The sequence below is a fragment of the Sulfuricurvum sp. genome, from assembly GCF_023250475.1.
GTDB lineage: Bacteria > Campylobacterota > Campylobacteria > Campylobacterales > Sulfurimonadaceae > Sulfuricurvum.
This window is the reverse complement of record NZ_JAHFAQ010000070.1, coordinates 1-11,703: the sequence shown is the minus strand read 5'-3', so window position 1 is coordinate 11,703 and position 11,703 is coordinate 1. Positions and strand designations below refer to the sequence as shown.

The 11,703-nt window shown below is 41.4% G+C and carries 13 protein-coding genes and 1 tRNA gene; 12 read left to right on the top strand and 2 right to left on the bottom strand.

Features of this window, described 5'->3' with window-relative positions:
• The 3 genes from Q0C19_RS07730 to Q0C19_RS07720 form a co-directional block, all read left to right on the top strand.
• Positions 1–719 (top strand): radical SAM protein (locus tag Q0C19_RS07730; protein ID WP_295054767.1); only part of this gene is annotated, 719 nt, incomplete at its 5' end.
• 25 nt (positions 720–744) lie between these two features.
• Positions 745–3,576: an EAL domain-containing protein gene (locus Q0C19_RS07725; RefSeq protein WP_295054764.1), complete on the top strand. Its 2,832-nt coding sequence runs from the start codon at positions 745–747 to the stop codon at positions 3,574–3,576.
• Positions 3,577–3,658: 82 nt separating this feature from the next.
• Positions 3,659–5,410 (top strand): nitrite/sulfite reductase, encoded by a 1,752-nt coding sequence (locus Q0C19_RS07720; RefSeq protein ID WP_295054761.1) that lies wholly within the window; start codon positions 3,659–3,661, stop codon positions 5,408–5,410.
• Positions 5,411–5,422: 12 nt separating this feature from the next.
• On the opposite strand, the gene Q0C19_RS07715 is transcribed toward Q0C19_RS07720, so the two are convergent.
• Complete coding sequence (locus Q0C19_RS07715) at positions 5,423–5,848, bottom strand: rhodanese-like domain-containing protein (protein ID WP_295054758.1); 426 nt, start codon at positions 5,846–5,848, stop codon at positions 5,423–5,425.
• Positions 5,849–5,990: 142 nt separating this feature from the next.
• Between Q0C19_RS07715 and Q0C19_RS07710 the strand changes: the two genes are divergently transcribed.
• From Q0C19_RS07710 to Q0C19_RS07695, 4 genes are all read left to right on the top strand, one after another.
• Positions 5,991–6,602 carry a hypothetical protein gene (locus Q0C19_RS07710; protein ID WP_295054755.1) on the top strand — a complete coding sequence of 204 codons (612 nt, stop codon included), beginning with the start codon at positions 5,991–5,993 and terminating at the stop codon, positions 6,600–6,602.
• Positions 6,603–6,707: 105 nt separating this feature from the next.
• Complete coding sequence (locus tag Q0C19_RS07705; RefSeq protein ID WP_295054753.1) at positions 6,708–6,914, top strand: hypothetical protein; 207 nt, start codon at positions 6,708–6,710, stop codon at positions 6,912–6,914.
• A gap of 120 nt (positions 6,915–7,034) precedes the next feature.
• Positions 7,035–7,586, top strand: a complete 552-nt coding sequence (locus Q0C19_RS07700; RefSeq protein ID WP_294897033.1) for a response regulator — start codon at positions 7,035–7,037, stop codon at positions 7,584–7,586.
• A gap of 104 nt (positions 7,587–7,690) precedes the next feature.
• Positions 7,691–7,765, top strand: a tRNA-Glu gene (locus Q0C19_RS07695).
• Between the two features lie 122 nt (positions 7,766–7,887).
• On the opposite strand, the gene Q0C19_RS07690 is transcribed toward Q0C19_RS07695, so the two are convergent.
• On the bottom strand, positions 7,888–9,141 hold the full coding sequence (locus tag Q0C19_RS07690; protein ID WP_295054750.1) for an arsenic transporter: 1,254 nt from the start codon (positions 9,139–9,141) through the stop codon (positions 7,888–7,890).
• 138 nt (positions 9,142–9,279) lie between these two features.
• Between Q0C19_RS07690 and Q0C19_RS07685 the strand changes: the two genes are divergently transcribed.
• The 5 genes from Q0C19_RS07685 to crcB are packed head-to-tail and all read left to right on the top strand — an operon-like array spanning position 9,280 to position 11,628.
• Positions 9,280–9,603, top strand: a complete 324-nt coding sequence (locus Q0C19_RS07685) for a metalloregulator ArsR/SmtB family transcription factor (protein WP_295054747.1) — start codon at positions 9,280–9,282, stop codon at positions 9,601–9,603.
• On the top strand, positions 9,600–10,004 hold the full coding sequence (locus Q0C19_RS07680; protein ID WP_295054744.1) for an arsenate reductase ArsC: 405 nt from the start codon (positions 9,600–9,602) through the stop codon (positions 10,002–10,004). The genes Q0C19_RS07685 and Q0C19_RS07680 overlap by 4 nt, the downstream gene beginning before the upstream one ends.
• Positions 10,004–10,954: a permease gene (locus Q0C19_RS07675; RefSeq protein WP_295054770.1), complete on the top strand. Its 951-nt coding sequence runs from the start codon at positions 10,004–10,006 to the stop codon at positions 10,952–10,954. The genes Q0C19_RS07680 and Q0C19_RS07675 overlap by 1 nt, the downstream gene beginning before the upstream one ends.
• A 9-nt stretch (positions 10,955–10,963) precedes the next feature.
• The gene (locus Q0C19_RS07670) at positions 10,964–11,194 is read left to right on the top strand and encodes a thioredoxin family protein (RefSeq protein WP_295054741.1); all 231 of its coding nucleotides are present in this window, start codon (positions 10,964–10,966) and stop codon (positions 11,192–11,194) included.
• Between the two features lie 41 nt (positions 11,195–11,235).
• Positions 11,236–11,628: a fluoride efflux transporter CrcB gene (crcB, locus tag Q0C19_RS07665; RefSeq protein ID WP_295054738.1), complete on the top strand. Its 393-nt coding sequence runs from the start codon at positions 11,236–11,238 to the stop codon at positions 11,626–11,628.
• The last annotated feature ends 75 nt before the right edge of the window (positions 11,629–11,703 follow it).

Genomic DNA, 11,703 nt, shown 5'->3' with positions numbered 1-11,703 from the left:
TCCATACTTACGCACCTAGCGTTGACATCGGGTTGACGACGAACGGTTTTTTACTCCCCGCACAAGCGGCAAAACTTAAAAAGGCCGGATTGCGACGTGTTAATATTTCTCTTGATTCGCTCAATCAAGATACACTCAATTATATCGTACAAAAAGATGTTTTAGAACAAGTACTCACAGGAATCAACGCCGCAGTAGCTGCCGGACTCTCTATTAAACTCAACAGTGTTATTTTGCGCGGTATTAACGATCATGAAATTGTCTCTTTATTTGAATATGCAAAAGGGATCGGTGCACAAATACGCTACATTGAATACATGGAAAACTCCCATGCAAGCAATGCGTTGCAAGGGCTTCGAAGCGATGAAATTATTGCCATATTAGGCAAATCGTATCCGTTTATTCCGATTGATAAAGAGGTGAACGGACCGGCAGATCTATATGAAACACCGGATGGATACCGCTTCGGAACGATTGAACCTCATCGTCATGATTTTTGTGCAACATGTGACCGTCTTAGACTTACGGCAGAAGGGGATTTAATCGGATGTTTGTATTTTGAAGGGGCCAAAAGCATTAAAGAGGCGATACGGGAAGGCAATAGTACCAAAGCAGCCGAAATTTTAGCGGACGTCGTCTTTAACAAGCCCGAAAAAAATCTTTGGGGAATCGACAATGTTGAAGTCTCTTCACGTGCTTTTTACCGTACCGGTGGGTGAACGGTATTACTTTTAAGGAGGCTTAATGCGTTTGATAAATCTTTTTTCTCCTGCGGTTATTGTGATGAGTAGTATGAAATATCCAAAAAAACTTGCGTTGGCTACTGCGGTATTTTTTCTCCCTTTTCTCCTATTTTTATATCTAGGATATGAGCATGTAGAAAGTGAATCACGTTCGATTAAAAAACTCCAAGAAGGGCTTGTCTATCAACAAAAGGTAAGACTATTTTTAGAATATGTTCCGCTTGAGAGAGGAATGACGGTTGCCCTGCAGCAAGGGGATAGTACCTACAAAGCCAAAATAGAAGACAATTTCAAACATATTGAATCGGCAATAGCCGCCATAGATGCCAATCCCGCACCCACCCCGTCCATTAATGAAGAGTGGAGAGATATCAAAACACAATGGGCGCTGCTGCGAAGCAAACTCTGGAAAAGATCCGCACTCGAAAACTATCGTCTCCATACAGATCTGATCGGCAAAACACTTCTTTTGATGCAGCATACCGGAGATGTCTCGTATACGATTAATGACGCTGATTTAACCATTTATCATCTTGTGAAAATCCTTAGTGAACATATCCCGATGCTTGTCGAATACACGGGGCAGGGGAGAGCCATCGGAACACGGATTCTTTTAAAGCAGTCGATGTCCTTTGATGAACAGCAAGAAGCTACCATTTTGTACGGGAAGATTCGTTCCCATTTGGACAGTATTGTCCATGATAGTGCCATTGTGTGCGAACGTCATCCTGAAATGTGCGATACCATATCTCCCTCTGTTGCAGAGATAGAAAATGATTGCGAAAATTTCTCAACTGTTTTTACCTCGCAAATCTTAAATACGGATCATTGGAAAATAAATTCCAAGGATTATTTTCAGGATATGACGCAGACGATAGAAACCTATTTCAAAGCCTACAATACTCTTTTAAATACACTGCAATCTCATCTTGATGAGAGACTGGCTAATCTAAAACGAGAGATGATTTTTGGCGAGATCATCGTTTTTATGGTGTTAGTATTGCTTATTTATTTCACAATCGGATTTTATCTCGCTTTTATGGGGGTTCTTGACGAGCTGGTAGGAGCCGCACATTTAATCTCGGCCGGAAAATACAGAGTGCGTGTTCCGATAAAAACGGATGATGAAATGGCGGATGTTTCCCATGCCTTTAATGATATGGCTCAAAAAATCGGGCAGTCTTTTGCATTTTTGAAGAGCTATAAAAAAGCGGTTGATGCCAGCAATCTCCTCTCTATCACCGATGTAGAGGGAAATATTGTATATGTCAACGATCAATTCTGTTTGGCTACGGGCTATTCGCGTGAAGAGTTGATAGGAAACAATCATCGTATCCTCAAAGATACGGATACACCGGCACATGTGTATGAGTCGATGTGGAAAACGATTCTTGATAAAAATGTTTGGTCTGGGGTTATCAAAAATTTTAATAAAAACGGAGTTCCCTATTATACGGATTCAACAATTACCCCTATTTTGGATGAAGAGGGAAATATTGTAGAATTCGTTGCGACAAGGCACGATATCACACAACTTATCCTTCAAAAAGAGCAGCTCATTCAGCAGCTCTACACCGATTCTCTGACACAGCTTCCCAATCGGACAAAACTTTTAGACGACTTAGGACTAATAATCAACCCCATTCTAATACTAATTAATATTGATCGTTTTAGTGAAATAAATGATTTTTACGGTACCGAAATAGGAGACGGCGTTTTAAAAGGGATGCAACAGCGCATCTCAACCAGCAGTATGCCCGCATTAGGGTTTAAACTGTATCGTATTTATGCAGATGAATTTGCGCTGCTGTGCGATGAAGCATGTTTTAATGACAAACCGTATGAAGAAATTATTGTCTCACTGCACGCCCACATTGAATCTACCCCTTTTTATATAAAGGATACGGCAGTTATCATCAAAGCAACGATAGGAGCCGTTATCGATCCTATAAGAGACGTGAAAGAACATACGGCAGCGTCTCAACTTCTCATCGATTCGGATATGGCGTTGCGCCACGCCAAACAAAACGATAAAGAGTTTATTATTCTGAATGATACGAATAAAATCAAAAATGAGATCGCCCATAATATTGAATTTATCGGCAAAATAAAGGAGGCAATCGCTGCAGATAGAATAGTGCCGTTTTGTCAGGGAATTATCGAAAATTCAACGGTGGGAACCTTTGATAACAGTCATACTCAAATCATTCCGACCAAGTATGAATGTCTTATCCGATTGAAAGATTCCGAAGAGAAAATCATTTCCCCGTTTTTCTTCTTGGACGTTGCGAAAAAAGCCAAACTTTACCCTCATCTGACCCGTATTATGATTGAAAAAACTTTTTTGATGTTTCAAAACAATCGTTATGATTTTTCAATAAACCTTTCAGTTGAAGATATCCTGGATCCGAAAACCGTTACCTTTATCCTTCAAAAGCTGGAACAGAAAGATATTGCGAAGAGGGTGATCTTTGAAATTCTTGAATCCGAAGGGTTTGAAAACTTCGAAGAGGTACAAGAGTTTATTAAGCAGATCAAACAAAGGGGAGGGCGAGTTGCCATTGACGATTTCGGCAGCGGATATTCAAATTTTGCGTATCTTCTCAATCTTCAAGTCGATTTTCTTAAAATCGATGCTTCTCTGATCAAAAATATCGATAAAGACAGCAACAACCGCATTATTGTAGAGACGATAGTCGCCTTTGCCAAAAGGCTCGGGATTAAAACGATCGCCGAATATGTTCACTCAAAAGAAGTCTATGAGATTGTAAAAGAGATCGGTATCGATTATTCGCAGGGATTTTATTTTCATGAACCTTCCGAATACTTATGATTAGAGTTTTTCTTGATATATATCATGATTTTTTTTCAACAAGCTACTACAATAATTTTTACTTAACCGGGTGGAGAGCTCTATGGAAATAATTGAAAAAAAATTAAATAAGCGTGAACGGCACAAAGCGGCACTCTCTCCTTTCCAATACTATCCTCAAATAGAGACGTTGGACTTCAACGGTATCAGTGAAGGAGATGGATTTTATTTGCAAGATTTCGGTATTTTTAACGTTCCTATCGAGGAAGAAGAGTATACCCTTCGTTTACGTATAACCGCAGGGCGGATTAATGCAGTTCAACTGCGTGCAATTGCCGAGATTGTAAAGCAAAATTCATTGGAAGTCATTCTTACCGCACGCGCCGGTATGCAGTTACATGGTCTGAACAGTGAAAATGTACTCAATATTTTTAAACAAATCAATCTCCTCGGAATCTCTACATGGCAAACGTTCGGTGACAATGTGCGCAACATTGTTACCGATGTATATGACGGAGTAGGATCGACAAGTGTTATTGAGACTTATCCGCTCATTATGCAGATGCAAGACTATTTTCTTAAAACTCCCCATCTCGTCGGTATGCTGCCTCGTAGAATATCAACAGGAATTTCGGGCAACGGTGCAAACGTGTCCTCATTTTTTGCCAATGATCTTTATTTTGCATTGGCAAAGAAAGAAGAGATATTCGGATTTAACGTCTACATGGGTGGGAAAAACACGGAGATTGCGCGCAGCAGTGATATCTTTTTACTTCCCGAGGAGGTTGTATCTTTTTTCAAAGCATTCATCGAAGCATTCAACAAGCACGGCTCACGTTTCGCCCGCTCGCGGACACGTCTTTTTTATCTGCTTGAAGAGATCGGTATGGAAACATTTTTAGAATATGTCGCACATGAGTATCAACATTCCTGGCAAAATGCGGGTGATTTGGTTTTGGAAAAAGAATTATTTTCCCGCTATCAACAGCTAAAAGACGGAAGTTATGCTTTTTGTTACGAAAGCAATTTCGGACGTATCGATGTTGAAGAGTTAATTGCCATTGCGGATTTTGCCGAAACACATTCGGCACACGTCCGCTTGAGTACGGATCATAATATTTATCTACTTGGACTATCTCAACCTTCCGCACCCTTTGAACATCTCAAAAAAAGTCAAACCGTCGTAGCGTGCGCGGGAAGCCATTATTGCCCTTACTCCTTTTGGAATATCAAAGACGATGCACAAATGCTCCCCTTGGAGAAAATAAATGAACATCGTATTCAAATAGGGATTTCAGGATGTGCTAAAGGATGCGGTAGGCATCAGCATTGCGATATTGGGCTCATCGGACTACGCACCAATAATTTTGGCAATGCCGATAAAGGATCTAGAATCTATCTCGGTGCCGAACACTCTGCCGGACTCAGCGTTGGAAGAGAACTTTTTGAGATGGTACCGCTGGAACATGTCAGATCGGTGTTAGATCTTATCATCTATGAGTATGAACAAAGTGGCCTTGATACCTTTGAATCGTTTTCCACACAGATACTAAACCGCTATTCCATAGAGTTTATTGCATTATGTCTTTTGGAAACATTGAAGAACGGATCAACCATTGCCTTCTACGCAATGGATACCCTAGAGAATATTCGTGAAGAAGATCGCTTTATGGTAGAAAAAGAACTGTTTATCCGATGCTTTTCTACTACAGACTCCATAACTCTGATGAAAGATAATTTCAATGATGCGATACGTCAAATAAGTAAAAAACTTTGGAGTGTCGGAGTAAGCGACCAAGAGATCGCCCCCGAAATTAAAAAGCTGCTCGTCAGTAAAAAATACTGGGAAGTTTGAACCTCATAACCCTCAAGGATTAAATTTTTTTAATCCTCCTTCAAGATACATAACATGTTTAAATCCTAATTGTTGAAGCCGTTGAGCTGCAAATACCGATCGTGGTTCCAGTCCGCAATAGACGACAAACGTATCCTCTTTGGTATATTTATCAAGTATTAATTTCGGATATTTGATTTCCAAAAATCCCCGTGAAATTTTGACTTGGCGGTCATATTGTATGGTGCTTTTCTCCCATTCATCAGGATCTCTTACATCCAGTAATATCACTTTTTCATCTGCCATCAGTGATTTAAGCTTTTGCGGTTCGACAGATTCTACTTGCATTTTTGCTTCTTTGAGCAACGCTTTTGTTTCATCGGTTAATATCGGCTCATTCGCCCAAAGGGTTCCAGCCGTAAAAATCAATGGAAGGATAAGTATGACGATCTTTTTCATTTTCACTCCATGTATAAAAGTTGAAACCATATTAGCTAAATGAGTGCAAATGCCTATTGATATAGGTCAAAGTAAACATCTCTGTAAAAATGTACAATATATTTGACTTAAAATATCACACCGAATAGAAGGAAACTTTCGAATGAATACTCCATCTTTTTTTAATACTGTCCCTCCGATCACAATGTATGACCCTTTAGCAGAAGTTCTGGGGGCGGCAAGTGAAGGTATATTGATATATACCTACGCAGATGCCGTCAAACTTGCCGGACATTCCTGTCCAACGGTTGCAGGAGTCTATTTAATGATGACAAAAGGGCTGGCTCTTTTATATCCGGAGGGTATCCCTCTCCGGGGTGGAATTCGTGTCTCTATGCAAGGCAATTTAGGGGAGGGGGTAGTAGGGGTAATGGCCAACATAGCCTCATTGATTACCGGTGCCACGGAAACCGGCGGATTTCACGGATTGGGTGGACAATATGATCGACGCGGATTACTGAAGTACGGATCCGATATAAAAGGGGAAATCGCCTTAGAACGTATCGATACCGGTAAACGGGTACATCTTGCCTATAATCCAAAAATCGTGGCGGGTGATCATAGGATGCAAGAGTGGCTAGGGATGATACTATCAGACAAAGCAAATTTTGAAATTGAAAAATCATTCCAAAATGCATGGCAGGATCGTGTCAAATCGATTCTTATTGATTACGCTGAACATCCTGAATTGATTACTTATTTTTTGGAAGCATAGCCGGATGATGAATTCATACGGCTTTCTGTATATGAGATATTTTAAATATAATATATATTATGTTAACCAAATGTTATTTCAGTTGAATTCAGTTAAACTTTCGCAATGGAATCTACAAAAGAACAACTTATCGCCGATATCGAAAATCTCCTCAACCGTTACGGTGAGATCAAACCTACACACATTAATCCCGAATTATTACAATTCATGGATCGTCAAACGCTGCTTAGTATTATTAATTCAATTCTGCGACAGCAAGAAAAAACCAATGAATCCAATATTCAATGGCTTGAACAATTTAAACAGTATTAAGTTAATAATAATCACAAAATTTGTTTTTTTAAGGTAATGCTAAAAAATATTATCTATAATTACAACAATTAACCACAGCGACATTTTTTAACATGTCGCTGAAATCAAAAAGGATAGTTCATGTCATCTAACGTCGATTTAATCCAGCTTACGGAACAAACTAAAAAGCTCACGGCAATGGTCGTCGAAGACGAAGTTGTCGCCAATGACCTTTTAAGCTCAACGTTTAAAAACTTCTTTGCAGAAGTAACCTCTGCATATAACGGTGCGGAAGCATTACGCATGTATGAAAAAATCAACCCGGACATCATCTTTGTTGATATTATCATGCCTGAAATCGACGGTATTGAACTGGCACGCCGTATCCGTTCAATCAATCCTTCTCAAATCATTATTGTGATCTCTGCAAGCAATGATATTCAAAAAATCTCAGAATCTATCGAAGTGGGTGTAAACAGCTTCATCCAAAAACCGATCGATACAAAGAAAATTCTTGAGATGCTTCAAAACATTACCAGCTTAGTGGCTAAACGTAAAAAAATTGAAACTAAAACATTCTCTATCTCTTTACCGTTAGATGTATATGAATTGGTTGATGACAATGCAAAAGCTGAAAGCATCTCAAAAAATGCGGTTATTATCCGTGCTCTTCGCTCTTTTTACAATAGCTAATCTCCCCTCTTCCCGTTCTGCGGGAAACTCTTATTCAAATTTAGCTTTTTTTCAGCAATAGATTTGTATAATTTCGGCTCAGGTTCACCTGATCTTTTCAATACGGCCCCATCATCTAATGGTTAGGATTCCAGATTTTCATTCTGGCCATACGAGTTCGAATCTCGTTGGGGTCACCACATTTAAATTTCTCTCTATTCACTCTTAACCATCAACATAGTTTTTTAATACTCTTTTGACTCATCAATTCATTTTGTTTTGCTGCATATGGTGCAAATGCGCATCCCACATTTGAAATAGACTAAAGAAGCCCTATCAATGCCGCTAACAACACCGGTGGTGTGACAATCAACCCTACTTTCATATATTCGCCCCATCCGATTTTGACCCCTTTTTGCGCCAAAACATGAAGCCAAAGAAGCGTAGCAAGTGATCCGATCGGGGTCATTTTAGGTCCGAGGTTACATCCGATGATGTTGGCATACGCCAATGCGCTGTTCCCCGCTTGCTCAATCGAGATGTCCATAATCATAACGGTCGGCATGTTGTTCATCACCGAGCTGAGGATGGCGGAGAGAAAACCTGTTCCAATCACGGCATAGACATTCCCCATACTCTGAAGCTCCATAATCACCCCTGCGAGATACGTGGTCAACCCGCCGTTTTTTAGACCGTAAACGACAACGTAGAGGCCGATGCTGAACCACACCACCTGCCACGGTGCCGCTTTGATCGTCATTATCGGTTTCGTCGCTTTAAAGTAGGTTGCAATCGCTAAAAATACCAATGCTCCGCCGAGTGCAAATACAGAGACGGGGAGATGATACGCATCCCCGATGAAATACCCTATCATTAGTAATCCCAAAAACCACCAGCTGAGGCGGAACATCGTCATATTTTTAATCGCCGACTCAGGAGTGGCAAGGTTTTCGACATCGATATGCTTCGGGATGTCTTTGCGAAAAAAGAGCCATAACACGACGATAGAGGCGATAATGCTGAGGAGATTCGGAAGGAACATCGTTCGTGAGTATTCCCAAAATCCGAGATTAAAATATCCCGCCGTTACGATGTTGGTAAGGTTAGAAATTACAAGCGGATTACTGGCACTGTCGCCGATAAATCCCCCCGCCATTAAAAATGCAAACATCGCGACGGGATTGAGTTTAAGATATTTCATCTTTGCCAAAATGATCGGGGTAAGGATTAGTGCCGCCCCGTCGTTAGCAAAAAATGCCGCTACAAGTGCTCCCAAAATCATCATATAGACAAACATGAGATTCCCGTTTCCACGGGAAAGACGAGCCATCTTGAGCGCAGCCCATTCGAAGAATCCTATCTCATCAAGGACCATCGAAAGGATAATAATACCGATAAAGGCGAGTGTCGCATCCCACACGATCGATGTCACCGTCCATACATCCTCTAGACTCACGACGCCTAGAATCACCGCCGCAACAGCACCCACTACCGCCGTGGTGCCGATCTGTAATCCTTTCGGTTGCCAAATAATAAATACTAAGGTCACTAAAAAGAGCAAAGCCGCTAAAATCATATTCATTCCTTATATGTCATGCTAAACTAGATTCCGTATCGAGTACGGAATGACTTAATATAAAATTGTATCATAATATCAATATATCTTGATATATTATTTTTATTTTGTTACACTGTCATACATCGGAGGTATTTCATGGATGTTTTTTTGGAAACCGTATCGGCGCTGAATGATGAAACCCGCATCAAACTTCTCGCTTTTTTGGATCAGCACGGCGCACTCTGCGTCTGTGATCTCCAGGAGAGTTTCGGGATGATCCAATCACGGTTATCACGTCACCTTAAAATCCTCAAAGAGGGAGGTTTTGTACGGGTGGATCGTTGCGGCACATGGGCTTATTACTCCATCCGAAATCCGCTCGACCGATTCCGAAGCGAAGCGTTGGCTGAAATCCGCTGTTTGAGAATTGAACTTCCCCCATTACAAAAATTATCTGAAACTGGAGATTGTAAATTATGAAAAATGTCCTTATCCTCTGTACAGGCAACAGCTGCCGCTCTATCATGGGCGAAGCCCTTATCAATGCCAAAATGGGAGATTGCGTATTTGCCCAAAGCTCCGGCGTAAAAGCCAGCGGAAAAGTAAACCCACATGCGCAAGCGCTTCTCGAAGAGAAAGGATACTGGAGAGAAGAGTACCACTCCAAAGTGATCGATACCGTTATCGATACCCCGTTCGATCTCGTCGTAACCGTCTGCGATCATGCGCACGAGACCTGTCCGATGTTCCCTAAAGCGGTCAAAACGATCCATGTTGCTTTCGAAGACCCAAGCGGCAAAGAGGTGGAAGAGTATGCAAAAACACTTGCTCTGATTGAAGAAACCCTCCTCCCAATCATCAAATCGGAGCTGTGCGACTGATGTGGCAGGAAAGCGTCAACGTCTTCGTTTACGAATGGCTAAAAATGCCGCATGGAGAAAAACTCTCTGATGCCCTCAACTTTTTTATCTACGATACGGTAAAAATACTCTTTTTACTCGCCACAATTATATTCGCTATTACCCTTTTACGCTCATACTTTTCGACTGAAAAGGTACGTGCATATTTAAGCAAAAAACATGAATATACAGGCAATGTCCTCGCCGCACTGTTTGGGATCATTACCCCGTTTTGCTCCTGTTCGGCTATTCCCCTTTTCTTGGGGTTTTTACAAGCACGAATACCGCTAGGAGTGACATTTAGCTATCTCATTTCGGCACCGCTGAATAATGAAATTGCGATTGCGATGTTGCTTTCCATGTTCGGATGGAAAGTGGCGCTCTTGTACATCGGATTTGGTTTGATGGTAGCCATCATGGGCGGTATCATCATCGGAAGAATGGGGTTGGAAAAAGAGATTCTCATCGAGGTAAAACCGATTTGCGGAGAGATCACGGCTAATGAACAACAAATCCCCTTTACTATTCGTCTCAAAGATGCCAAAGAATACACGCAAGACATCCTCGCTAAAACATGGATTTACGTCCTTGCAGGTGTCGGTGTCGGTGCCTTTATCCATGGATATGTCCCTACCGAATTTATTGTCCGCGTAGCGGGAGTAGATAATATCTTTGCTGTCCCGATTGTGACACTGTTAGGGGTGCCTATGTATTCAAACGCTGCAGGGGTTATGCCGCTCATCGAAGTACTCACGTCAAAAGGGATGCTGATGGGGACGGCACTCTCGTTTATGATGGCGATCACCGCCCTCTCCCTACCGGAGGCAATGATTCTCAAGCGGATTATGAGCCTCAAACTCATCGGAATCTTCTTTGGTACGGTGACGCTGGGAATTATAGGGGTCGGCTACTTGTTTAACGCAATTTTATAGGAGTTAATTATGAAAATCGAAATTTTAGGTACGGGATGCGCTAAATGCAAGTCCCTTGAAGAGGCGACAAAACAAGCGGTAGCTAAAAGCGGCAAGTTCGCCCAAATCGAAAAAGTGGATGATATCCTGAAGATTATGGAGTATCAGGTGATGAGTACCCCTGGTCTCGTCATCGACGGTAAGGTTGTCAGCAGCGGCAAAGTTTTAAGCGTGGATGAAATCGTTGCCTTGATAGGATAAGCTATAATAGTGCAAAATAAATTTTTCGGATAGGTTTGTATATGATGTATTCCATAGCCGCTATCGTATCAGGTGCAGGGATCGGTGCGCTGTTGCGATGGTTTCTCGGGCTGAAACTTAATACCCTTTACCCTGCCATACCGATTGGAACGCTTAGTGCCAATATTTTGGGTGGCTACATGATCGGTATTGCAATCGCTTTTTTTGCCACCAATACGTCACTGTCTCCGGAATGGAAACTATTTGTTATCACCGGATTTTTAGGAGGGCTAACCACCTTTAGCACCTTTAGTGCCGAGATTGTAACCGCTATTCAAGAAGGACGATTATCCCTTGCCGCGATGGGAGTCTTTTTGCACGTCGGCGGATCGCTTATTATGACCTTTTTATGGATTGCCAGTATGATGTATCTTCAAAACAGGGGCGCACTATGAAAACAGGATATCAATTAACATTTTTTACGCTTCAAAGCCGTCGTCATAACGGTGTTAATATTGCCGATTGGCTTG

Bases quoted from the DNA above. Each gene is read 5' to 3' on its own strand.
- Q0C19_RS07725 (WP_295054764.1), top strand. From the start codon at position 745: ATGCGTTTGATAAATCTTTTTTCTCCTGCGGTTATTGTGATGAGTAGT.
- Q0C19_RS07720 (WP_295054761.1), top strand. From the start codon at position 3,659: ATGGAAATAATTGAAAAAAAATTAAATAAGCGTGAACGGCACAAAGCG.
- Q0C19_RS07715 (WP_295054758.1), bottom strand. From the start codon at position 5,848: ATGAAAAAGATCGTCATACTTATCCTTCCATTGATTTTTACGGCTGGA.
- Q0C19_RS07710 (WP_295054755.1), top strand. From the start codon at position 5,991: ATGAATACTCCATCTTTTTTTAATACTGTCCCTCCGATCACAATGTAT.
- Q0C19_RS07705 (WP_295054753.1), top strand. From the start codon at position 6,708: ATGGAATCTACAAAAGAACAACTTATCGCCGATATCGAAAATCTCCTC.
- Q0C19_RS07700 (WP_294897033.1), top strand. From the start codon at position 7,035: ATGTCATCTAACGTCGATTTAATCCAGCTTACGGAACAAACTAAAAAG.
- Q0C19_RS07690 (WP_295054750.1), bottom strand. From the start codon at position 9,141: ATGATTTTAGCGGCTTTGCTCTTTTTAGTGACCTTAGTATTTATTATT.
- Q0C19_RS07685 (WP_295054747.1), top strand. From the start codon at position 9,280: ATGGATGTTTTTTTGGAAACCGTATCGGCGCTGAATGATGAAACCCGC.
- Q0C19_RS07680 (WP_295054744.1), top strand. From the start codon at position 9,600: ATGAAAAATGTCCTTATCCTCTGTACAGGCAACAGCTGCCGCTCTATC.
- Q0C19_RS07675 (WP_295054770.1), top strand. From the start codon at position 10,004: ATGTGGCAGGAAAGCGTCAACGTCTTCGTTTACGAATGGCTAAAAATG.
- Q0C19_RS07670 (WP_295054741.1), top strand. From the start codon at position 10,964: ATGAAAATCGAAATTTTAGGTACGGGATGCGCTAAATGCAAGTCCCTT.
- crcB (WP_295054738.1), top strand. From the start codon at position 11,236: ATGATGTATTCCATAGCCGCTATCGTATCAGGTGCAGGGATCGGTGCG.